Here is a 20596-nt window from a genome sequence, read left to right on the forward strand (position 1 = left end):
TGACATGATACAGCAAAGATGCAGGATTGAATCAAAAAGTTGAAGTTGGAGCGTTTTACTTCAATAATAGTAGAACGTGGTTTAAAAAGATAGCCGTTGTATTATTAAGCGCTTACTTTCAAAAATTTTGACTGGAGCTTTCCCTTCGAAAAGCCCAATCCCCGCTTCTATACAGGGGACGCCTCCGGCTTCCATCCCGACCTCTTTCCGGACGAGACAGCCCTGGGCCTTCTGACCGGAAGAGGTCTGGTCTTTCTCTCAGGCTGCGCCCACCCCGGCATTGTAAACATGCTGCGCAGGGCAGCCTCTGAAACCGGGCTCCCGGTATATGCCGTCATCGGAGGAACTCATCTTGTGGACGCCTCCGATGAACGGATTCGGGCATCTATCGATGCCTTCCGGGAACTGCAGATCCGCCAGATCGCCGTCTCCCACTGCACGGGTCTCAAAGGAGAGGCTCTGCTCCGGGACGCCTTCCCCGGTCAGTTTATTCCGAATCATACGGGAAATGTCTATCAGCTGTGACGCAGTTTTTCATAAAGTTCCGGTTTCCGGTCTGTTCTGGCCGGAAATTCCTTCCGGTATTTTTTCAGAGGTTCCAGTTCCAGCTCCGCCACAATCAGCTCTTCTCCCTCTCCGGCCCGGGCCAGCACCCGGCCGAAGGGGTCCACAATCATGGAATCTCCGGTATAGCCTAGGGTTCTTGCGTGTCCCACACGGTTTACCCCGGCGATATAGCATTGATCTTCAATGGCCCTGGCGCGCAGAAGAGTCATAAAATGCTCTCTTCTGTCAGAAGGCCAGTTTGCAGGCACCAGAATCAGTTCCGCCCTTTCCGACGCGATTTCAAAAAGCTCCGGGAACCGCAGATCATAGCAGATCAGCGGCGACACGGTAAATTCCCTCACCCGGCAGAAGGCCAGTTTCTCTCCTCCCGCGTAATGCACCGCCTCTGTGCCGAAGGTAAACGGATGAATCTTCCGGTAATCCGCCAGAATCTCCCCTTCAGGGCTTATGATGGCATAGCAGTTGTATGATTTCGGCTCGCAGTACTCCACATAGCCAATCCCAATATACAGGCCGTATTCTCCTGCCTTCTCCCGGAAAAAGTCAAGGGTCACAGGATTTTCTTTTGTCTCTCCGATCTTCTCCGGGTGCATGGAAAAGCCCGTCATACTCATCTCCGGGAACAGGATCAGGTCTGCGCCTTTCTCCCGGGCCTGCTCCAGAAATTTGAGAGCAGCCCGGAAATTTCCTTCTTTGTCCTCCCAGAGAGGTTCTGTCTGCGCCAGCGCAAGTCTCATAAGTCTCTCCTTTTTCTCTTCCTTACTCCACAGAATTGTTGATAGCTGTCAGAAGAGCGTCAATGGAAGCGCGGATAATATCGGAATCCACGCCGGCGCCCCAGCAGAGCTTTCCGTCAGGCCTCTGAATTCCCACATAAGCGATAGCACGGGAACTGGAGCTTGCTTCCAGCGCGTGCTCCTGATAGGTTACCAGATTGTACTGGAGACCGTAACATTTCTTCAGCGCGTTGCTGACTGCATTCAGACGGCCGTTTCCAGCTGCGTAAGTAACCTCTTTCTTTCCCTGATATTCCGTGTGCACCTCGGCGGTAATGCCGTCCACCTGTTTGAAATGTACCTCTGTAATGTTGTAAGGCGTTGTGAGGCCCTCGAATTTCTTTTTGAAAAGCTCGAAAATCTCCTCGGGCATCAGCTCCTTGTTCTTGTGATCCGATTCATCCTTGGCCGCATAGCCCATGGCTTCACGCATCTTGGCCGGAAGATTCAATCCGAAGTTGTGCTCCAGGATGTAGCCTACGCCGCCTTTTCCAGACTGGCTGTTGATACGGATCACGTCCGCGTCGTAATTGCGGTTTACATCGGTCGGATCGATAGGCAGATAAGGAACGGTCCAATGCTCCGGGTCGTGCTCCTCCCGGTAATGCATTCCCTTTGCGATAGCGTCCTGATGAGAACCGGAGAAAGCCGCGAACACAAGAGCTCCCGCATAGGGGCTTCTCTCATTCACCTTCATGCCTGTGAATTTCTCATAAGCCTCACATATCTCCGGCATGTTGCTGAAGTCAAGCTCCGGGTCCACGCCCTGAGAGTACATATTCATCGCCAGCGTAACCACATCCACGTTTCCGGTCCGTTCTCCGTTTCCAAAGAGGGTTCCCTCTACCCGGTCCGCTCCCGCCAGGAGGCCCATCTCCGTATCCGCCACGCCGCAGCCCCGGTCATTATGGGGATGAAGGGATACTACCACATTGTCACGGTATTTCAGGTTCTGGCATATATACTCGATCTGGCTGGCGTAGACGTGGGGCATGGAATGTTCCACAGTCACAGGGAGGTTGATGATGGCCTTCTTATCTGCCGTGGGTTTCCATACATCCAGAACCGCGTTGCAGACCTCCAGAGCGTATTCCGGCTCTGTACCGGTAAAGCTCTCCGGGCTGTACTCAAAACGGTAATTGCCGCCGGTCTCTTCTGTCAGCCGCTTCAGAAGCTCTGCCCCGTCCACAGCAATCTTTTTGATCTCATCCTTTGATTTATGGAAGACCTGCTCCCGCTGGGCTACGGAAGTGGAATTGTATACATGTACGATGGCCTGCTTCGCGCCCTCCAGCGCTTCAAAGGTCTTGCGGATGATATGCTCTCTGGCCTGGGTCAGCACCTGAATCGTCACATCGTCCGGAATCAGATCCCGCTCAATCAGCTCTCTCAAAAAGGTATACTCTGTCTCAGAAGCCGCCGGGAAGCCTACCTCGATCTCCTTGAAGCCCACCTTGCAGAGAAGCTGAAAGAAGCCGATCTTCTGCTCCAGCGTCATCGGCACCACAAGCGCCTGATTGCCGTCTCTCAAATCCACGCTGCACCATACGGGCGCTTTGTCCACGTAATCCTTTTCTGCCCATTTCATGCAGGGATAAGGCGGTAAATAGTACTGTCTCCGATACTTGTTGTGATTCATCATGGTCTCGTTCTCTCCTTTTTGCTTTTCCATTTTTACTGCGCACACGCTTGTCGCTCTTGATAGTAGATATGCGGCTATGTGATGGGCTATCCCGCAGGCTGCTTCTTCTATTTTACAGGCAATACAGCTTCCTGCCAAGTCAAAGACCTCGATGCAGGCATACGAGGCATGAAACCGGAAGCGATGCAGACACGTCCGCTTGGCTCTCTGCCACAGAAATAAAAAACGCCTCCGGCAGTTTCCACTGCCGGAGACGAAAGACTTTGCTGCATCTTACGCGGTACCACTCCAGTTTTACGAACATCGTTCGTACTCTCATCAGATACGGATCTCTGCAGCCTCCCTGCCGCAAGACCTTATATCCTCCCCGCTGTAACGGTCGGGCTCCGTCTGTATCTACTCTCTCATCGTGAGATTTCGGACAGCCGCTCTGGGGTCAGTTCCCATTCCCTCTTCCGCTGCCTCGCACCATCCGGCAGCTCTCTGAACGCCAAAGGAATCGTACTACTCCCCGTCTTCGCATTTATCTAATATCTGTTTTAAAGAATAGCAAAAATGCCGCAGACTGTCAAGTATAAAATTCATGGCCGTTATAGGAAAACAGCCACGTCAGATTCTTCTGAAACCATCTGTGGTTCGCCGCGTCAGCATAGGCCGGAGCCACAAAATACAGGGCGCCGCAAGACTCGTCCTCGCCGCAGAGGGCCCGTTCCACGGCCTCCACAGTCTCCTCAGATACCGCCACCCGGTCTATCTTTCCGGTAGCTACAGGCGAAAACTGGGCTCTGCCATTGTGCCGCTGATAGATAACCTCCTTCACCGTATCCGGAAAAGAACTGCTTTCTACCCGGTTCAGCACCACATTTGCCACCAGCATCTTTCCTTTTATATCTTCACCTGACGCTTCTGCTTCCACCAGACGCAGCAGTGCGTCATAATCTTCTTCAGACAGCTCATAGACCCGGCCGGAGTCAGCCTCCGTGGGCTCCGTCTCCTCCATTTCTTCTTCAAGACGCGCTTCCGCCTCTGCCGGAATCTCTGCCGGCATCTCCGCCACAGTCTCTGCCGGGATCTCCGCCGCAGTCTCTGCCGGCATCTCCGCCGCGGCTCCTTCTGCTTCTTCCCAAACCGCTTTTTCCTCCACTGCCAGGGAACAGGCGGCCGCTTCCAGCCCGGCAGTCCTAACCGTATCTTCCTGAACGTTTTCGCTTTCGTAAGAGATTTTACCTGTTGCTTCTACATCCTTTGTATCGGCAGACGCCATAAGAAGCATGCCTGCCAATCCCAGCACTATTGCACAATCTCTTAACCTGTTCATATGCCTATATTATAAAAATCCGCCGCCTGCCCGTCAACCATCCCTCCTTAATTTCATTACTATTTTTGTATATTAATTCCTTTTTTACCCTATTTCTGAATAATGTCTGGTAAAATCACCAAAAATACCTTTTGTAGGACAGGCATTTTTATTACCTTTTTCTGTTCTTTTTCCTGCCATTCTTTTCACTTTTGTTACATATAATATAGTATATGTCATACTTTTGTAATATTTCGTGTGGGAAACTGGAATTATTTCCGGATCTTCCAGAGGAGGAATCGCATTATGAGAATCCGTGAAAAGACCAATCTGGCCGCCGGTATTCTGTTTACGCTGGCCGCCGGTGTTCTGCTGCATTTCTGCTATGAATGGAGCGGTGAAAATCCTTTTGTAGCTCTGTTCGCCCCGGTGGACGAATCTGTCTGGGAACACCTGAAGCTCCTGTTTTTCCCGGTGTTTGTCTATACCCTGTTTGAAATTATCGTACTTTTTAAAGTCTCCGGACGTTTTCTGACCGCGCGGATCACAGCCGTGTGCATCGGCATGTTTTTCATAGCCGCCTCTTTTTTTACCTACACGGGTATTACGGGAAGAGATTTTCTGCCTGTGGACATCCTGATTTTCATTTTCAGCGTCCTCATCACCTTCTGCTCTTCCCGTTACTTTGAGGTGCGCTGTCCGTCCCTGCACCTGCCCCTGCTGGCCAATTATGCCCTGCTCCTTCTCATCATTATCTGTTTCTTTTCCTTCACTTTCAGCCCGCCCGGCCTGCCCCTGTTTCAGAGTCCCAGTTGAAAAAGAAATGCCGCGGCGCAGCAAAAAAGACACAGGGTCTGCCCGGCCCTTATGCTGCCCGCGTACAGACGCTGTGTCTTCCGTATCCGTTTCAAATTTTCTTCTCCCTATCCGGAGCTGCGGCTGCAGTCCCGGACACAAAAGAAACTGTCACTGCTCGTTAATGTAATTAATCAGGCCTTCCGCCTTGATAATCTTCTGCATGAATTCCGGAAACGCCTGTCCCTGATACTGCTTTCCGGTCGTCCGGTTGTAAATGATTCCGCTGTCAAAATCCACTTCCACCTCATCTTTGTCCTGAATATCCTTTGCCGCCTCCGGGCACTCAATGATCGGAAGACCGATATTGATGGCGTTGCGGTAAAAGATACGCGCGAAGGTCTCCGCAATCACGCAGGAAATTCCTGATACCTTGATAACCAGAGGCGCATGCTCTCTGGAGGAACCGCAGCCGAAATTCTTGTTTGCTACCATGATGTCTCCCGGCTTTACTTTATGAACAAATTCTTTGTCTATGTCCTCCATGCAGTGCTCCGCCAGTTCCCTCGGATCTGAGATAGCCAGATATCTGGCCGGGATAATCACGTCTGTATCTACATTGTCTCCGTATTTAAATACTCTTCCTTTTGCCTGCATCTGTCTTTCCTCCTATAATCCAAGCTCCGCGGGCGCGGAAATCTTTCCAGTCACCGCACTGGCCGCAGCCACTGCCGGGCTTGCCAGGTATACTTCCGAATCCACATGGCCCATACGGCCCACAAAGTTCCGATTTGTCGTGGATACACACCGTTCTCCTGCTGCCAGGATTCCCATATAGCCTCCCAGACAGGGGCCGCAGGTGGGCGTGCTGACCACTGCTCCCGCTTCCAGGAAAATCTTCAGAAGTCCTTCATCCATGGCATCCATATAAATCTTCTGGGTTCCGGGAATTACAATGCAGCGAAGTCCCTTCTTCACCTTTCTGCCCTTCAGAATCTCAGCGGCCGCCCGCAGATCGTCCATTCTGCCATTGGTACAGGAACCGATCACTACCTGGTCGATCGCAATATCCTCTGTAATCTCATCTACAGTCTTCGTGTTCTCGGGCAGATGGGGGAAAGCCACGGTAGACTTCAGCGTACTCAGATCAATCGTATACTCCGCGTCGTACTCTGCGTCCGGATCTGCCTCATAAATCTGATAGGGACGGCTGGAATGCTCTTTCATATACGCTTCCGCTTTCTCATCCACCGGGAAGATTCCGTTCTTTCCGCCAGCTTCAATGGCCATGTTCGCAATCGTAAAACGGTCATCCATGGACAGATTCGCCACTCCCTCTCCTGTAAACTCCATAGACTTATACAGAGCGCCGTCCACACCGATCATGCCAATGATATGCAGGATCACATCTTTTCCGCTGACCCATCTGGAGGGCTTGCCCACCAGATGGAACTTAATCGCGGAAGGAACCTTAAACCATGCTTTTCCGGTCGCCATGCCTGCCGCCATATCTGTGCTTCCCACGCCCGTGGAAAAAGCGCCAAGCGCTCCATAAGTACAGGTATGGGAGTCTGCTCCGATGATACAGTCCCCGGCTACTGTCAGTCCCTTTTCCGGAAGCAGCGCATGCTCAATGCCCATCTCACCCACATCAAAGTAGTTGGTGATATCCTGATGACAGGCAAATTCACGCACGCACTTGCAGTTTTCCGCAGACTTAATATCCTTATTGGGAATAAAATGATCCATGACAAGGGCAATCTTATCCTTGTCAAAGACCTCCTGCTTTTTCAGTTTCTCCATCTCACGGATGGCCACCGGTGTGGTAATATCATTTCCCAGAACCAGATCCAGCCTGGCTTCAATCAGCTGTCCGGCCTTCACTTCCGGAAGTCCCGCATGCGCCGCCAGGATCTTCTGTGTCATTGTCATTCCCATGCTCATTATCTCCTTTTTCTTTTCAAAATTCCAGGACGGACCAAGCCAGCAGACCCGGACCATTTCTATAAATTCTGTTTGTATTCTATCATATCTGCTGTTATAATTAAAATACATATTATGAATATTTTATATAACTTAAAGTTATGTCCGAATCACAACTGTCCCACTGTCCCACAGACAGCCGGAAATCCTAGTATTTTCTGTCAGGAGGAATCACATTGAACCAGAACCTTTCCCTGTACCGCATTTTTTATACCACAGCCCGGACAGGCAATATCTCACGGGCCGCCGAAGAGCTGTTTATCAGCCAGCCGGCCGTCAGCAAATCCATCAGCAGACTGGAGCAGTCCCTGGGCACAGAGCTCTTTACCCGCTCCTCCAGGGGCGTACAGCTCACTGAAGAAGGCGAGCTTCTGTACTCCCATGTCCGCTCCGCTTTTCAGACCCTGGAAAGCGCTGAAAACCAGCTGCGCATCCGCCGTGAATTCGGCATGGGACAGCTGCGTATCGGCGTCAGCTCTACCCTGTGCAAGTACATCCTTCTGCCCTGCCTGAAGGATTTTGTAAAGCTCCATCCCCACCTTCGGGTCACCATCTCCTGCCAGTCCACCAACCACACCATGCGGATGCTGGAAGAGGGAGAGCTGGATTTGGGCCTGACCGGGAAGCCGGAAAAGCTGGGTTCCCTGACGTTTGCCCCGGTGATGCAGGTTCAGGACATCTTCATAGCCACCCGGGATTACCTGGAAAACCTTTCTCTATTCACAGGACAGAAAGAAAAGGATTCTTTTTCTGCAGACGACACCCTTTCTTTCCTGAAAAACGGCGTACTGATGCTTCTGGACCGCGAAAATCTGACCCGTCAGTACCTGGACCGCTATTTGAAAGAGCATACGCTTTTCCCGGAAAATATTCTGGAGACCACTTCCATGGACCTTCTGATCGATTTTGCGCGCATCGGCCTGGGCATCGCCGGAGTCATACGGGAATTTGTCCTTCAGGAACTAAAAGACGGAACGTTCCTGGAGATGCCTCTTCCATTTCCCGTTCCGCCTCGTGAAATTGGCTTTGTCTACCGGGAAAACCAGATCCGCCCCCAGCTGGAGGGCGCCCTGATCCACAGTATCTCAGCCTCTTTATCCGTTCCTGCTCTCTGACCTTATTTTATTCTACTGCCATATCTTCAGACTCTATTATTCTACTGTCACACTCTTTGCCAGATTTCTCGGTTTATCTACATCCAGGCCTCTCGCCAGAGATACGTAATAGCCCAGAAGCTGCAGCGGAACCACCGCCAGAGAAGCCGCAAAATGCTCATCCGTCTTCGGAATATAGGTCACGAAATCTGCCGTATCCTCAATATTGTAATGGCCGTAGGTAGTAAGTCCCATCAGATACGCTCCGCGGCTCTTGCATTCCACCAGATTGCTGATTGTCTTCTCATACAGCTCACTCTGAGTCAGGATACCCACCACCAGCGTGCCATCCTCAATCAGGCTGATGGTTCCATGCTTCAGTTCTCCGGCCGCATAAGCCTCCGAATGAATATAGCTGATTTCTTTCATCTTCAGGCTGCCTTCCATGGAGATCGCGTAATCGATTCCGCGGCCGATAAAGAACACATCCTTCGCCGCAGACTGCTTCGCCGCAAACCACTGAATTCTCTCCTTATCCTGCAGGACCCGTTCGATTTTGTCCGGAAGAGCCAGAAGCTCTTCGATGAGCGCTCCATATCTTTCTTCTTCCAGCTGTCCGCGGGCCAGGCCAAAATGAACCGCCAGCACATCGCAGGCAGCCAGCTGCGTACTGTACGCCTTTGTGGTCGCCACCGCAATCTCCGGCCCTGCCAGCGTATAAAATACATTGTCAGACTCCCGGGCAATCGAAGAGCCTACCACATTTACAATGGAAAGCGTACGGATACCTCTGCTCTTCGCCTTACGGAGCGCCGCAAGGCTGTCAGCCGTCTCTCCAGACTGGCTGATGACGATCACAAGCCCTTCTTTATCCATCGGGAAATCCCGGTACCGGAACTCGGAAGCCAGGTCCACCCGCACCGGAATCCCAGCCAGATCCTCAAAGACATACTGGGCCGATACCGCCACATGATAGGCCGAACCACAGGCCACCATATAAATCTGGCTGATGTTCCGGATATCCTCATCGCTTAACCCGATCTCCTCCAAGTCAATCCGGCCGTCATGAATCACTGAATTCAGCGTATCCTGAACCGCCTTGGGCTGCTCATGAATCTCCTTAATCATGAAATGCTCATAGCCGGCCTTCTCTGCGGCCTCCGCATCCCATTTAATCTCTACAAGCTCCTTTTCAATCTCGTCACCGTCCAGATTGTAGAAGGTAATCTTTCCCTTCTGTACCCGGCCCAGCTCCATATTGCCGATATAATATACATTTCTCGTATGCTTCAGAATCGCCGGCACATCAGACGCAATATAGGATTCTCCGTCAGCCACTCCCAAAATCATGGGGCTGTCTTTTCTCGCCACATAGATCTCTTCCGGATAATCCCGGAACATGACAGCAAGCGCATAGGAACCGCGGATACGCACCATGGCATGGTTCAGTGCGTCCACCGGCGTCCCCAGATACTTTTTATAATAATAATCCACCAGCTTAATGGCCACCTCTGTATCCGTTTCCGAATAGAAACGGTATCCGTGCTTCAAAAGCTTCTGCTTCAGCTCCTGATAATTTTCAATAATTCCATTGTGAACGCCGACAATGGTTCCCTCGTCATTGCAGTGGGGATGCGCATTGTTCTCCGAAGGCTCTCCATGAGTCGCCCAGCGGGTATGCCCGATACCGCAGTCTCCCACAAGGGCCTGACCGCCGTTCGTCTTCTCATCCAGCACCTTCAGACGCCCCTTTGCCTTTACCACCTCAATGGGGCCGTCGCCGTCACGGACCGCCAGGCCTGCCGAGTCATAGCCTCTGTATTCCAGCTTGGAAAGACTGTCCAGCAGCACAGGCGCCGCCTGCCTGTTTCCCACAAAGCCAACAATTCCACACATAGATAATTTTTCCTCCTGTTTTCATTCAGATAGCTCTATATTAACAGAAAGTATCCCTGTTGAAAAGTGCAAATGCAGATTTGATGTCGAAAAGTACAAGTTCTTCCCACCGCCTCTTATTCTGACAGATATACTTTCAGGAGTTCCATTGCTTTTTTAGTATTTTCACCGCCATCATTGGAGAAGAAAAACAGTTCTGTCTGTTCAATTCCTGCCAAAGGGCTTTCTTCATCCTCTGTGCGCCTTGCATGAAGCACTATCATACATACTTGGCAGGTAAAAAGAAGACCCGAACAAATCGGATCTTCTTTCTGATTTAATGAATAATCACATATATTGTTTACAAAATCTGCGTTTTTAATTACTGGTTTTCTTTCAGGTCCTTGATGCTGAAGCTGTAACGGCCCATCTTGTCCTTGCCCAGGCAGACTACCTTCACCACGTCGCCAAGAGTCAGTACGTCTTCCACGCGGTTGATACGATGCTTTGCAATCTTGGAAATGTGTACCATGCCTTCCTTGCCGGGAGCAAATTCCAGGAACGCGCCAAACTCTTTGATGCTGACCACCTTTCCGGTCAGAACCATGCCTTCCTCGAAATCGGTTACGATGATCTGGATCAGCTCCACCGCCTTATCCATCGCAGCCTTGTCAGTGCCGCAGATAGATACTGCTCCGTCGTCATCGATATCGATCTTCACGCCGGTCTGCTCAATGATGGCATTAATGGTCTTCCCTCTCTGGCCGACCACATCGCCGATCTTCTGGGGATCGATCTGAATCTGTACAATTTTCGGAGCGTAGGGGCCCACTTCCGGTCTCGGCTCGGAGATGCAGGGTTTCATACAGGTATCCATGATAAACAGGCGGGCCTCACGGCAGCGGGCGATAGCGCCCTCCACAATCGGACGGGTCAGTCCGTGAATCTTGATATCCATCTGAATGGCTGTGATTCCCTCTGTGGTTCCTGTTACCTTGAAGTCCATGTCGCCGAAGAAGTCCTCCAGGCCCTGGATATCTGTCAGAAGTACAAAATCATCATCTGTCTCGCCTGTTACCAGACCGCAGGAGATACCGGCCACCATCTTCTTGATGGGCACGCCTGCTGCCATCAGAGACATACAGGATGCACAGGTGGAAGCCATGGATGTGGAACCGTTGGACTCAAAGGTCTCGGATACGGTACGGATTGCGTAGGGGAACTCTTCCTCAGAGGGCAGCACCGGAAGCAGGGCGCGCTCTGCCAGAGCTCCATGGCCGATTTCACGGCGTCCCGGCCCGCGGCTGGGTTTTGTCTCTCCTACCGAATAGCTCGGGAAGTTATAATGGTGCATATAGCGCTTGCTTGTCTCATTCTCATCCAGGCCGTCCAGACGCTGAGCGTCAGACAGAGGAGCCAGCGTACAGATATTGCAGATCTGGGTCTGGCCTCTGGTGAACATGGCGGAGCCATGAACGCGCGGAATGATATCCACCTCCGCGGACAGCGGACGGATCTGTGTCATCTCACGGCCGTCCGGACGCTTATGATCCTTCAGAATCATCTTGCGGACTGTCTTCTTCTGATACTGGTATACCGCTTCGCCCAGAACCTCAAGCCACTCTTCTTTCTCTGCGAAAGCCTCCTCCAGACGCTCTGTGATCTGGCGGATATTCTCCTCACGCACCTGTTTCTCGTCTGTGAATACTGCCTTCTCCATCTCTTCAGGCGGAACGATCTCTTTGATAGCCTCGAACAGCTCCTCCGGAACTGCGCAGCTGGTGTAGCTGTGCTTTTCTTTTCCGCACTCAGCTACAATCTTATCAATGAAAGCGATAACCTGCTGGTTTACATCATGCGCCAGATAGATCGCCTCGATCATCTTCGCTTCCGGAATCTCATTGGCTCCGGCCTCGATCATGATTACTTTTTCTCTGGTAGAAGCTACGGTCAGCTTCAGATCAGATACCTTATACTGAGCCTGTCCGGGGTTTACGATGAATTCTCCATCGATCATGCCGATCTGCGTCATAGCGCAGGGACCTGCAAAGGGAATATCGGAAACGGCTGTCGCAATAGCGGAGCCCAGCATGGCAGTCAGCTCCGGGCTGCACTCCGGATCTACAGACAGCACCAGGTTGTTCAGTGTCACATCATTACGGTAATCCTTCGGGAACAGAGGACGCATGGGACGATCGATAACACGTGCTGTCAGAACCGCGTTCTCAGAAGCCTTTCCCTCTCTCTTATTGAAACCGCCCGGAATCTTTCCCACCGCGTACATTTTTTCCTCATATTCCACACTCAGAGGGAAGAAATCAATTCCATCTCTGGGTTTGTCAGAGGCAGTAGCCGTAGAAAGCACGGTAGTATCTCCATAATGCATAAAGGCTGCGCCATTGGCCTGCTTTGCCACTCTGCCGATATCTACGGTCAGAGTTCTTCCGGCCAGTTCCATCGAAAAACTCTTGTACATCTTTTTCTCCTTATATCATATAATGTCACTGCTGGCGTAGGAGAAACCGAAACTACTGATCTGAGCGCGCGCCCGCGCGCGCAGATCAGTGGTCTCGGAGCCTTTCTCCTACAGGGTTAACGGGTTGCAAAAAAACAGCCTGCCTTTCGGACCAAAAACAGGGCGGAAAGAATCCTTTCGAATTCCTCCGCCCTTATGAAGCTTATTTTCTCAGTCCAAGTCTCTCGATCAGGCTGCGGTATCTTTCGATATCCATCTTCTTCAGGTACGCAAGCATATTACGTCTCTGTCCTACCATCTTCAGCAGACCACGTCTGGAATGATGATCCTTCGGGTTGTTCTTCAGATGCTCTGTGAGCTCCTGGATACGGGCGGTCAGGATTGCTACCTGTACCTCCGGTGAACCTGTGTCACCCGGCTTAAGACCATACTCTGCAATAATTGCCTGCTTCTTTTCCTTTGCGATCATGATAATTCCTCCTTTTTCTTTATACGCCGTATATTAAGCAATGGCCGGAGTGTCCGATTACTGAATACCGGCAAATCTCATACCGTTACACTTTACCACATGCGCAAAGCCCTGTCAATATTCTTGCAATTTTTTCTTATCTTTCCGCCTGCCGGCGCTGCTATTCACCTACTGCCCGGTAAAAATCTGAGCAATCGGAGAATCTGCCGGCAGAATCAGCGTCTTGTCATCGCTTCCCTGAAGGCTTTCTCTCGCCGCGTCAAGACTGCGCACAAAGGAATAGAACTCGCTGCGGCTCTCATCAGAATAGGCGTCTGAAAGAATCCGCATGTACTCTGCTTCTCCTTCCGCCACCAGCTGCTCCGCCTGAGCGTTTGCCTCGGACAGCATAATGGAGACTTCCTTATCTGTGGTATTCCGGATAATCTGTGCCTGAGACTCCCCTTCTGCCGTATACTGAGCCGCGATATTCTCACGTTCGGAAATCATACGGGTATAGACCGCCTGCTTATTGTCATCCGGCAGATCCAGCTTTTTCACCTCCACTGCCAGGATATCGATGCCGTACTGCTCATAATCGCCCAGCTGATCCATAATTTCTTCCGTCAGTGACTTAATCTGCACCTCTTCCGTGGTTTCCTCCAAAATCAAATCATTGGACTGTACGTCTGATTCGGCCTCCCCGGCTGTGACTGTCATCTTGCCGTCCCGGCTCTTGATAATCTCATCCTGAGTCATACTGGACACTGTATTTTTTGTGGCGTTGTAGACCAGGGCGTTGATGCGGTTTTCCGCATTGTAGATGGAGTTGGCCAGCGTCTGCGTAAATGTCAGCGGATCTGTCACTTTCCAGAGCACGTAGCTGTCCACAATCATCGATTTTTTATCCGAGGTGATCACATCAGAAGCCGGCAGATCATAAAGCAGAATCTCCTTCGGCACTGTGTCTGTGGTCTGAATAAACGGAAGCTTGAAAGTCAGGCCCGAGGTACTTACCACCCTCTGCACCCTTCCGAACTGACGGATCAGCTTATACTCGTTTGCGCGGCAGATTACAATACTGTTTCCCAAAAGGAACAGCGCCAATAACAAAATGATATATTTTACAAATCCCAGTCCTTTTTTCTTACTGTCCATTTTCTACCGCCTCCGTTTCTCCTGAATTCGTACTTTCCATGCTGCTAAACGGCTCCAGCGGAAGAAGCTGCTGTACCTGGCTGCCGTTTCCGCCCTCGATGATGACCTTCATATCAGGCAGCACATCCTCCATAGCCTCATAAAACATCCGCTGCCTTGTGATGGCCGGATATTTTACATATTCTTCATACATGGAATTAAAACGGGCCACCTGCCCTTCCGCCTCGTTGATACGGCTTTCCTTTTCCGCCTCCGCGTCCTGCAGAATTTTGTCCGCTTCCGCTTCCGCCTGAGGAATCTGCTCATTCCGGTATTTATTCGCGTTGTTCAGAGCCGTATCCTTGCCCTGCTTGGCTGTCTCCACCGCCTTGAAAGCTTCTATGACCTCCGCTGTAGGCGGCTGGGCGTCCTGGATGGTAATGCTTACAAGCTGAATACCGATATCATAAATATCCAGTTTCTCCATAATCATATCCCGGATATTTGCCTGGATCTCATTTTTTCCTGTAGTCAGCACCGCGTCCACGGTGTAAGAGCCTATCGTTGTCCGAATACAGTTCTGCGCAATATTGTCCAGTACCTTGACCGGGTCTTCCGAGGCATACAGCGCCTTGACCGGATCAGAAATCCGGTATTCCGCATAGAAATCCACCCGGATGAAATTATAATCGGAGGTGATCATCATTGCGTCTTCTGTATACTGCAGTTCGTCGTCATAACCTACCGACAGTCCCTGAATCGTCGTGTTTACCTTCGTCACTGTCTGCACCAGAGGAATTTTAAAATGAAGGCCCGGCTCCGTCACCGCTTTGGGCGTTCCAAAGGTACAGACCACAGCCTGTTCCTCTTCCTGGATCGTATACCAGCAGGAGCTGGCAAAAAACACGGCAATCAGCGCGATGACAATTCCTGCTGCCGCCTTCTTTACATGCTTCGCTCCCGAGCCTCTGCCCCATTTCTTCTGCCGGGGCTGTTCTTCTCCTCCTTCCGGCGGAACCTCTCTGTAGTTTTTCCCGAATCTGTTTCCAAAATTAAACTGAAACATAGTCCCCTCCCTTAAGTATAGTATAGTTATTGTACCACAGATACGCTTTGCGGGAAATAAAAAAAGAAAGACAGACTATTGGAAAAAATATCTGCGCAGAAACAATACTCTCCATTGGCCAGGCCCATATGCGCTCTTATCCATGGAGGGTGTCGTCCGCAGTATCAATACAGCTAAAAAGGCTGCCCTGTCGATGCAGGGCAGCCCGAAACGGCCTGTTAAAGACTGGTGCCAAAGGCACTCGTCTGTACACAGAAAGATGGAAATATTCTTGATTCTTAATCCTTAATTCTTGATTTTTTAATCGTTAATACGTCTTAATCGTTGATAATTCTCGCCGCGCTCACCGGACTTCTGTAATACATGTTGGAAATGATGATTCCGGTCCGGGAGTTGCTTGCATGTACTACCTGGCCATTGCCAATGTACATCGCTACATGATTGATGCTCTTTCCGCTTCCGTAGAAAATCAGGTCGCCCGGCTGCACCTCGCTGACGCTGATCTTCGTGCCGCAGTTCGCCTGGGCTCTGGAAGAATGGGGAAGAGAGATTCCATAATTGCGGTAAACAGCCAGCGTAAAGCCGGAGCAGTCTGCGCCGTTTGTCAGGCTTGTGCCGCCCCACACATAACGGTTGCCCACATACTGTTTTGCGAATTCGCAGATTTCCACCCTGATATCTGTAACGCCCTCTCCATAAAGAGCTTCCGTAATGGTCAGCGCGGTATCCAGCTCATCCGTTACCTCTACATATTCAGCTGCCACATAGCCTTCTTCTCCATCGATATCTACTTTCACCCAGTCGCCCATATCCTCGATGACCGTCAGCTCCTCGCCGTTTGGCACCATAGTCCAGTAATCAGCTTCCGTGCTGGGCTCCATGCGTACATACAGGGCGTCCGTGGTCACCTTTGCCACCGTCTGTCCCAGCTGGAATGCCAGGTCAATGGCTTCCTGCCCGGTATACAGGTACGGGGCCTTCACATACCCCTCTACCTCTCCGGACTGAATATGCGCCCACTCTCCTTCATATCCAAGGACCTCACAGGCTGCGTTTTTACGAAGCTTTCCTACCAGGTCGCTTCCCTCGTCTGCGGACTCGCGGATATTCAGGTTGTCTTCCACATTTGCAATTCCTATATTCACGTAGCCTTCCAGCGGAGTGCCTGTCCATACCACTTCTGCTGTCGCCTGCGTCTCTTCCTCTGTGTTGGTCGTCTGGTCGAAGGTAGACGCGATTCCCACATTCAGGTCTTCGCTGAGCTGCGCCGCCTGCGCGTTCATTCCTACCATCGCCATAAAAATCGCTCCTAAAACAACCCCCGCCGCTTTGTACCGTTTATACATGCAAACCTCCATATGCCGAATCAAAGGGGGCCGGTTTCCCGGGCTTATCCTGTATCTGAAGTTCTGTAATCTTCCCTTTGGTTTATTTATTACAATTTTGTTAAGATTCTATTACACTCTAAAACAAATTGCAGGAATTGTCAAGTACAAAAACCAGTACAATGTTGCATTCAGCCAAGCCATGCGACCCTCCAGCCAGAAACAGACCATGGGAGCTTGCTCACAAGGGGCTGGTTATGGCTGGAGGGTCATAGGGCGCAGCCCTCAAGGGGCAGGCCCTGCTTAAAAGGGGCTGACCCTTGGCATGGCTTGGCTGGAGGTCATCTTCGGGTTCTGCGCACCAGCTTCAGAAGCTCCTCCCTGTCCCAGAGCTCCACGCCGATCTCGTCTCCCAGCTCCAGCGCGGAAGGAGAAAAATAGCTGTTCGTCAGCACCACCGGCACGTCGCAGCCGTAGAACTCCGCGCCCGCGTAGGCTTCCTGTACAGCCTTGTTCGGAATTTTCGCGGTATAATGCTTGCACTGCACCGCATAGGAAACGCCGTCCCGCTGGGCCAGCACATCCACGCCCTGGTCCCTGCTTCCTCTTGTGACCTCCACATGGTCATAACCGTCTCTGCTTAAAAGCTCTGCAATATATTCCTCGAATTCCCAGCCGTCCATATCGTCAAAATCCGCCCGGCGCATTCTTCTTTTTTCACGTCTCCAGCGGCACAGCCAGCGGAAAAACCGGAACAGCATTTTAAAGGGCCAGAAAATCAGGCGCAGCAGAAAAAGAACCGGAGCCGCCACAATATAATAAAAAAGCTTTGTCAGCATGCCGCCACCTGATTTCTTCTTATCTTATTCTGAATAATTCTTATCCTCCATTTCCGGAAACGCGGACTGGCTGAAGTACGTTCTTCCCCACTCCACATCCCTCTCTATCCGCTTTTTCAGTTCTTCCAGCGAAGCAAACTTTTTCTCCGGCCTCTCATAGCCGTAAAACCGCACAGTCAAGACTTCTCCGTACAGATTCCGGTCCAGATCGAAGAGATAGGTCTCCACTCCCTTTCTCGTCTCCCCGCCTACTGTGGGCTTGTAACCCACGTTCGTGATGCCTTCAAACCGCTCGCCCGCAATCCATGTCCGTGTGGCGTAAACGCCGTTCGGCGGCAGAAGCTTCCGCTCCTCCGGAAGAATATTGATGGTAGGCATGCCTAAAGTCCGTCCTATCCGGCGGCCGTGCAGGACCTCTCCCGTGACGGAATAGGCGTAACCCAGCAGCTGGTTCACCAGCTCCATATGGCCCTGCTCCAGCTCCCGGCGTATCCGGCTGCTGCTGATTTCTTCGCCGCCGTAGCATGCCTTTTCCACGACCTCCACCTCGTAGCCGCATTCCGCGCTCAGACGTTTCAGAAGCCGGTAATCGCCCCGCCTCTGATAGCCGAAACGGAAATCTGTCCCCACTGCCAGATAACGCACATGAAGCCTCTTCACCAGAATTTCCCGGATAAATTTATCTGCTTCCATATGAGAAATCTCTTCCACAAACGGGCATTCCAGCAGATAATCCACTCCCCATCCCTGCAGCATCTCTCTGCGTTCCTCCGGAAGCAGGAGCACAGGCCTGTCCCCGAAATCAAATGTAAAAATAAGGGGCTTCAAGCCCTCCTGTTTCTTTTTTAGAATCCGCTCTACCAAAAGCTGGTGCCCCTGGTGAAGACCGTCAAATTTCCCCAGTGATATGGCTGTCTCTTCTTCTGTCTGAAATTCTGTCGTTCCTCTGATTATCCGCATCATGTACCTATAATATCCTTTTTATGCCTTTTACGATAAAAACATTTTTACCGGCCGGTAGCTGAAGGTTCCGCCGCGCTCTTCCTGCCGTCTGTAGACTCCGACGAAACTGCCGGAAAAATCATAAACCCGCACCCAGTCTTTCTCCGTCTCATGCTCCGAATCATGAAGCTGATCGGAGGTTTCGATGTCCTGCTCGGAAAAAGGATTGCCATTGTGAACCAGCCGGCTGCTTTTTTCTTTCATCCGAATTCCGGGATATGCCGCAAAAACCTGATCCACCGGGATCAGAGCCTCCCCAATTCTTCCTTCCCTCATCAGCTCCTCCACCTGTGAAAGACGCAGGCTGTCCGGCAGGCCAAACCGGTCCACACGGGTACGCAGCAAATGCTTCATGCAGCCTCCGCAGCCTAATTTTTCCCCGATGTCCTGACAGAGGGTGCGGATATAAGTGCCGCTGCTGCAAGTCACAGAAAAAGATACCTCCGGAAGGCGGACCCAGTGAATTTTCACATCCAGAATCCTCACCCGGCGGGCTTTTCTTTCCACTTCCTTTCCTTCCCTTGCCAGCTCGTACAGTTTCCTGCCATTTACCTTAAGGGCGGAATACATGGGAGGCACCTGATCATAGTCTCCCAGAAAACTCAGCACAGTTTCCCGCACAACTTCTTCCTCCACAGCCACAGGCGCGGTGCTTAATATCTTTCCTGATAGATCCTGGGTATCCGTAGTCTGTCCCAGAAGCAGCACCGCCTCGTAGGTCTTTTCTTTCTCGCTCAGCAGGCCGCAGAGCTTTGTGGCATTTCCCAGACATACAGGAAGAACTCCCTCCGCATCCGGATCGAGAGTTCCTGTATGGCCTATCTTTTTCTGTTTTACGATTCCACGGAGCTTCGCCACCACATCGTGGGAAGTGAAGCCCGCTTCCTTATAAATATTTAGTATGCCGTTCATTCTTCTTCCTGTCTTTCGTCAGCCTTCCTCATGATCCTGAAGCTGCTTTTCAATATGTAAAGTCAGATTGTTGACTACATCATAGATACTGCCGTGCATGGTGCAGCCCGCTGCCTTCACGTGTCCGCCGCCCCCGAAATAGGAACATACGGCGCTTACATCCACCGGACCGTTGGATCGGAGACTGGCTTTGTACTCCTGGGTTCCCGTCTCATAGAGGAAAATGGCTACCTCCACACCTGCTGTGACGCGGAGCTGGCTCACGATTCCGTCCAGATCGGAAGGGCCTACGCCATAAAACTCCATATCCTTCTGACGAATCCGGCCTACGATGATCTTTCCGTCCAGAAGCAGGATACTCTCCATCAGCGCGCGGCCGAGGACCTGATTCTGCACGTAGGTCTTCCGGTAAAAGGTTTCTTCTATAATATGTGAAAAGTCGATCCCCTTCGCCATCAGCTTTCCGGCAATCTGCATGGTTTTTTCCGTCGTATTGGTATACTGAAAAACCCCGGTATCATTGATGATTCCCACATAGATGGACTCAGCAGTCTCTTTCGAGATGCGTTCCTCATCCATGGCCTGCCATACAAGCTCGGCAGTGGAGCTGGCCTGAGCGTCGATCCAGTTTTCATCCGCAAATCCGGTATTGGTAATATGATGATCGATGCAGAGCGACCGGCCGGCCGTCTCCAGGTACTTCACCGCTTCTCCCAGACGCTCCCTGTCGCTGGCATCCAGCGCGATAAACAGATCATAGGTCTTATCTTCTGTCCAGTCGGTCTTTACCTCTTTCGCTCCCTTTAAGAAAAGGAAATTGGGATTCATGCTTTCCAGATACACATCTACGCTGATTCCGGGAAAATTCTCCCGGATATAGCCGGCTGCCGCCAGACAGGAGCCCGTACAGTCTCCGTCAGGCCGGATGTGGCCCGCAATGGCAACCGTTTTTACATTCTGCAGTTCATTCGTCAGCCTGATCATCCTTATCACCTTCTTTTTCCAAGCTGTCTCTGTTGACATCATCTATCAGTTTGGACATGTGCACGCCATATTCTATGGATTGATCCATGATAAAACGGATCTCCGGCGTATTGCGCAGATTCACAGTGCGCGCCAGAGCACGGCGGATATATCCTTCCGCGCTCCTGAGACCCTCCAGCGTATCCCGCTGAGCCTGCTCGTCGCCAAGCACGCTGATATAGGCCTTCGCGCTTTTCAGATCCGGCGCAACCTCCACTTCCACCACAGAGGTCATCGGATGAATCCGCGGGTCCTTAATCTCATTCTGGATAATAGCGCTGAGTTCCCGGCGGACTTCTCCGTTGATCCTCGTATTTTTAATGCTGTTTTTTCTCATGC

At 51.3% G+C, this 20596-nt stretch carries 19 protein-coding genes and 1 other annotated feature; of the genes, 2 read left to right on the plus strand and 17 right to left on the minus strand.

The window, feature by feature from the left end; translation table 11 throughout:
* Positions 1-258 precede the first annotated feature (258 nt).
* The 4 genes from B5E82_RS17880 to B5E82_RS09615 all read right to left on the minus strand — a co-directional run bounded on the left by B5E82_RS17880 (position 259) and on the right by B5E82_RS09615 (position 4276).
* A complete protein-coding gene (locus B5E82_RS17880; protein ID WP_140393117.1) occupies positions 259-501 on the minus strand; it encodes a hypothetical protein in 243 nt (80 codons plus the stop codon).
* A 14-nt stretch (positions 502-515) separates the two neighbouring features.
* Complete coding sequence (locus B5E82_RS09605; protein ID WP_087307334.1) at positions 516-1304, minus strand: nitrilase-related carbon-nitrogen hydrolase; 789 nt, start codon at positions 1302-1304, stop codon at positions 516-518.
* 22 nt (positions 1305-1326) lie between these two features.
* Positions 1327-2985 (minus strand): 2-isopropylmalate synthase, encoded by a 1659-nt coding sequence (locus B5E82_RS09610; RefSeq protein WP_191416230.1) that lies wholly within the window; start codon positions 2983-2985, stop codon positions 1327-1329.
* 246 nt (positions 2986-3231) lie between these two features.
* Positions 3232-3512, minus strand: a binding site (T-box leader).
* Positions 3513-3553: 41 nt separating this feature from the next.
* Complete coding sequence (locus B5E82_RS09615) at positions 3554-4276, minus strand: cell wall hydrolase (protein WP_242966293.1); 723 nt, start codon at positions 4274-4276, stop codon at positions 3554-3556.
* A gap of 312 nt (positions 4277-4588) precedes the next feature.
* Here B5E82_RS09615 and B5E82_RS18965 point away from each other — a divergent pair, with 312 nt between their 5' ends.
* On the plus strand, positions 4589-5098 hold the full coding sequence (locus B5E82_RS18965; RefSeq protein WP_087307335.1) for a DUF6512 family protein: 510 nt from the start codon (positions 4589-4591) through the stop codon (positions 5096-5098).
* 150 nt (positions 5099-5248) lie between these two features.
* Here B5E82_RS18965 and leuD read toward each other — a convergent pair whose 3' ends face one another.
* Positions 5249-5734 carry a 3-isopropylmalate dehydratase small subunit gene (leuD, locus tag B5E82_RS09625; RefSeq protein WP_087307336.1) on the minus strand — a complete coding sequence of 162 codons (486 nt, stop codon included), beginning with the start codon at positions 5732-5734 and terminating at the stop codon, positions 5249-5251.
* 12 nt (positions 5735-5746) lie between these two features.
* On the minus strand, positions 5747-7015 hold the full coding sequence (gene leuC / locus B5E82_RS09630) for a 3-isopropylmalate dehydratase large subunit (RefSeq protein WP_087307452.1): 1269 nt from the start codon (positions 7013-7015) through the stop codon (positions 5747-5749).
* A gap of 221 nt (positions 7016-7236) precedes the next feature.
* Here leuC and B5E82_RS09635 point away from each other — a divergent pair, with 221 nt between their 5' ends.
* On the plus strand, positions 7237-8175 hold the full coding sequence (locus B5E82_RS09635) for a LysR family transcriptional regulator (protein WP_087307337.1): 939 nt from the start codon (positions 7237-7239) through the stop codon (positions 8173-8175).
* 36 nt (positions 8176-8211) lie between these two features.
* On the opposite strand, the gene glmS is transcribed toward B5E82_RS09635, so the two are convergent.
* The 11 genes from glmS to rbfA form a co-directional block, all read right to left on the minus strand.
* Positions 8212-10050, minus strand: coding sequence for a glutamine--fructose-6-phosphate transaminase (isomerizing) (gene glmS / locus B5E82_RS09640; RefSeq protein ID WP_087307338.1), 1839 nt, complete (start codon positions 10048-10050; stop codon positions 8212-8214).
* Between the two features lie 361 nt (positions 10051-10411).
* Positions 10412-12505: a polyribonucleotide nucleotidyltransferase gene (locus B5E82_RS09645; RefSeq protein WP_087307339.1), complete on the minus strand. Its 2094-nt coding sequence runs from the start codon at positions 12503-12505 to the stop codon at positions 10412-10414.
* Between the two features lie 202 nt (positions 12506-12707).
* Positions 12708-12974: a 30S ribosomal protein S15 gene (gene rpsO / locus B5E82_RS09650; RefSeq protein WP_087307340.1), complete on the minus strand. Its 267-nt coding sequence runs from the start codon at positions 12972-12974 to the stop codon at positions 12708-12710.
* A 168-nt stretch (positions 12975-13142) separates the two neighbouring features.
* Positions 13143-14111 (minus strand): protease modulator HflC, encoded by a 969-nt coding sequence (hflC, locus tag B5E82_RS09655; RefSeq protein WP_087307341.1) that lies wholly within the window; start codon positions 14109-14111, stop codon positions 13143-13145.
* Entirely contained in the window at positions 14101-15156 is a 1056-nt protein-coding gene (hflK, locus tag B5E82_RS09660; RefSeq protein ID WP_087307342.1) for an FtsH protease activity modulator HflK, read from the minus strand. The genes hflC and hflK overlap by 11 nt, the downstream gene beginning before the upstream one ends.
* A gap of 317 nt (positions 15157-15473) precedes the next feature.
* Positions 15474-16454: a C40 family peptidase gene (locus B5E82_RS09665; protein ID WP_242966294.1), complete on the minus strand. Its 981-nt coding sequence runs from the start codon at positions 16452-16454 to the stop codon at positions 15474-15476.
* 368 nt (positions 16455-16822) lie between these two features.
* On the minus strand, positions 16823-17320 hold the full coding sequence (locus B5E82_RS09670; protein ID WP_087307344.1) for a restriction endonuclease: 498 nt from the start codon (positions 17318-17320) through the stop codon (positions 16823-16825).
* 24 nt (positions 17321-17344) lie between these two features.
* The gene (locus tag B5E82_RS09675) at positions 17345-18283 is read right to left on the minus strand and encodes a bifunctional riboflavin kinase/FAD synthetase (RefSeq protein ID WP_242966295.1); all 939 of its coding nucleotides are present in this window, start codon (positions 18281-18283) and stop codon (positions 17345-17347) included.
* 27 nt (positions 18284-18310) lie between these two features.
* On the minus strand, positions 18311-19234 hold the full coding sequence (gene truB, locus B5E82_RS09680) for a tRNA pseudouridine(55) synthase TruB (RefSeq protein ID WP_087307345.1): 924 nt from the start codon (positions 19232-19234) through the stop codon (positions 18311-18313).
* Positions 19235-19252: 18 nt separating this feature from the next.
* Positions 19253-20218 carry a DHH family phosphoesterase gene (locus B5E82_RS09685; RefSeq protein WP_087307346.1) on the minus strand — a complete coding sequence of 322 codons (966 nt, stop codon included), beginning with the start codon at positions 20216-20218 and terminating at the stop codon, positions 19253-19255.
* Positions 20199-20594, minus strand: a complete 396-nt coding sequence (gene rbfA, locus B5E82_RS09690; protein ID WP_087307347.1) for a 30S ribosome-binding factor RbfA — start codon at positions 20592-20594, stop codon at positions 20199-20201. Before rbfA ends, B5E82_RS09685 begins: the two co-directional genes overlap by 20 nt.
* Positions 20595-20596: the final 2 nt, after the last annotated feature.

This window comes from Lachnoclostridium sp. An138, from assembly GCF_002160765.1.
GTDB classification, from domain to species: Bacteria; Bacillota; Clostridia; order Lachnospirales; family Lachnospiraceae; genus Laedolimicola; species Laedolimicola faecalis.

Bases quoted from the DNA above. Each gene is read 5' to 3' on its own strand.
- B5E82_RS17880 (WP_140393117.1), bottom strand. From the start codon at position 501: ATGATTCGGAATAAACTGACCGGGGAAGGCGTCCCGGAGCAGAGCCTC.
- B5E82_RS09605 (WP_087307334.1), bottom strand. From the start codon at position 1,304: ATGAGACTTGCGCTGGCGCAGACAGAACCTCTCTGGGAGGACAAAGAA.
- B5E82_RS09610 (WP_191416230.1), bottom strand. From the start codon at position 2,985: ATGATGAATCACAACAAGTATCGGAGACAGTACTATTTACCGCCTTAT.
- B5E82_RS18965 (WP_087307335.1), top strand. From the start codon at position 4,589: ATGAGAATCCGTGAAAAGACCAATCTGGCCGCCGGTATTCTGTTTACG.
- leuD (WP_087307336.1), bottom strand. From the start codon at position 5,734: ATGCAGGCAAAAGGAAGAGTATTTAAATACGGAGACAATGTAGATACA.
- leuC (WP_087307452.1), bottom strand. From the start codon at position 7,015: ATGGGAATGACAATGACACAGAAGATCCTGGCGGCGCATGCGGGACTT.
- glmS (WP_087307338.1), bottom strand. From the start codon at position 10,050: ATGTGTGGAATTGTTGGCTTTGTGGGAAACAGGCAGGCGGCGCCTGTG.
- B5E82_RS09645 (WP_087307339.1), bottom strand. From the start codon at position 12,505: ATGTACAAGAGTTTTTCGATGGAACTGGCCGGAAGAACTCTGACCGTA.
- rpsO (WP_087307340.1), bottom strand. From the start codon at position 12,974: ATGATCGCAAAGGAAAAGAAGCAGGCAATTATTGCAGAGTATGGTCTT.
- hflC (WP_087307341.1), bottom strand. From the start codon at position 14,111: ATGGACAGTAAGAAAAAAGGACTGGGATTTGTAAAATATATCATTTTG.
- hflK (WP_087307342.1), bottom strand. From the start codon at position 15,156: ATGTTTCAGTTTAATTTTGGAAACAGATTCGGGAAAAACTACAGAGAG.
- B5E82_RS09665 (WP_242966294.1), bottom strand. From the start codon at position 16,454: ATGGCGATGGTAGGAATGAACGCGCAGGCGGCGCAGCTCAGCGAAGAC.
- B5E82_RS09670 (WP_087307344.1), bottom strand. From the start codon at position 17,320: ATGCTGACAAAGCTTTTTTATTATATTGTGGCGGCTCCGGTTCTTTTT.
- B5E82_RS09675 (WP_242966295.1), bottom strand. From the start codon at position 18,283: ATGATGCGGATAATCAGAGGAACGACAGAATTTCAGACAGAAGAAGAG.
- truB (WP_087307345.1), bottom strand. From the start codon at position 19,234: ATGAACGGCATACTAAATATTTATAAGGAAGCGGGCTTCACTTCCCAC.
- B5E82_RS09685 (WP_087307346.1), bottom strand. From the start codon at position 20,218: ATGATCAGGCTGACGAATGAACTGCAGAATGTAAAAACGGTTGCCATT.
- rbfA (WP_087307347.1), bottom strand. From the start codon at position 20,594: ATGAGAAAAAACAGCATTAAAAATACGAGGATCAACGGAGAAGTCCGC.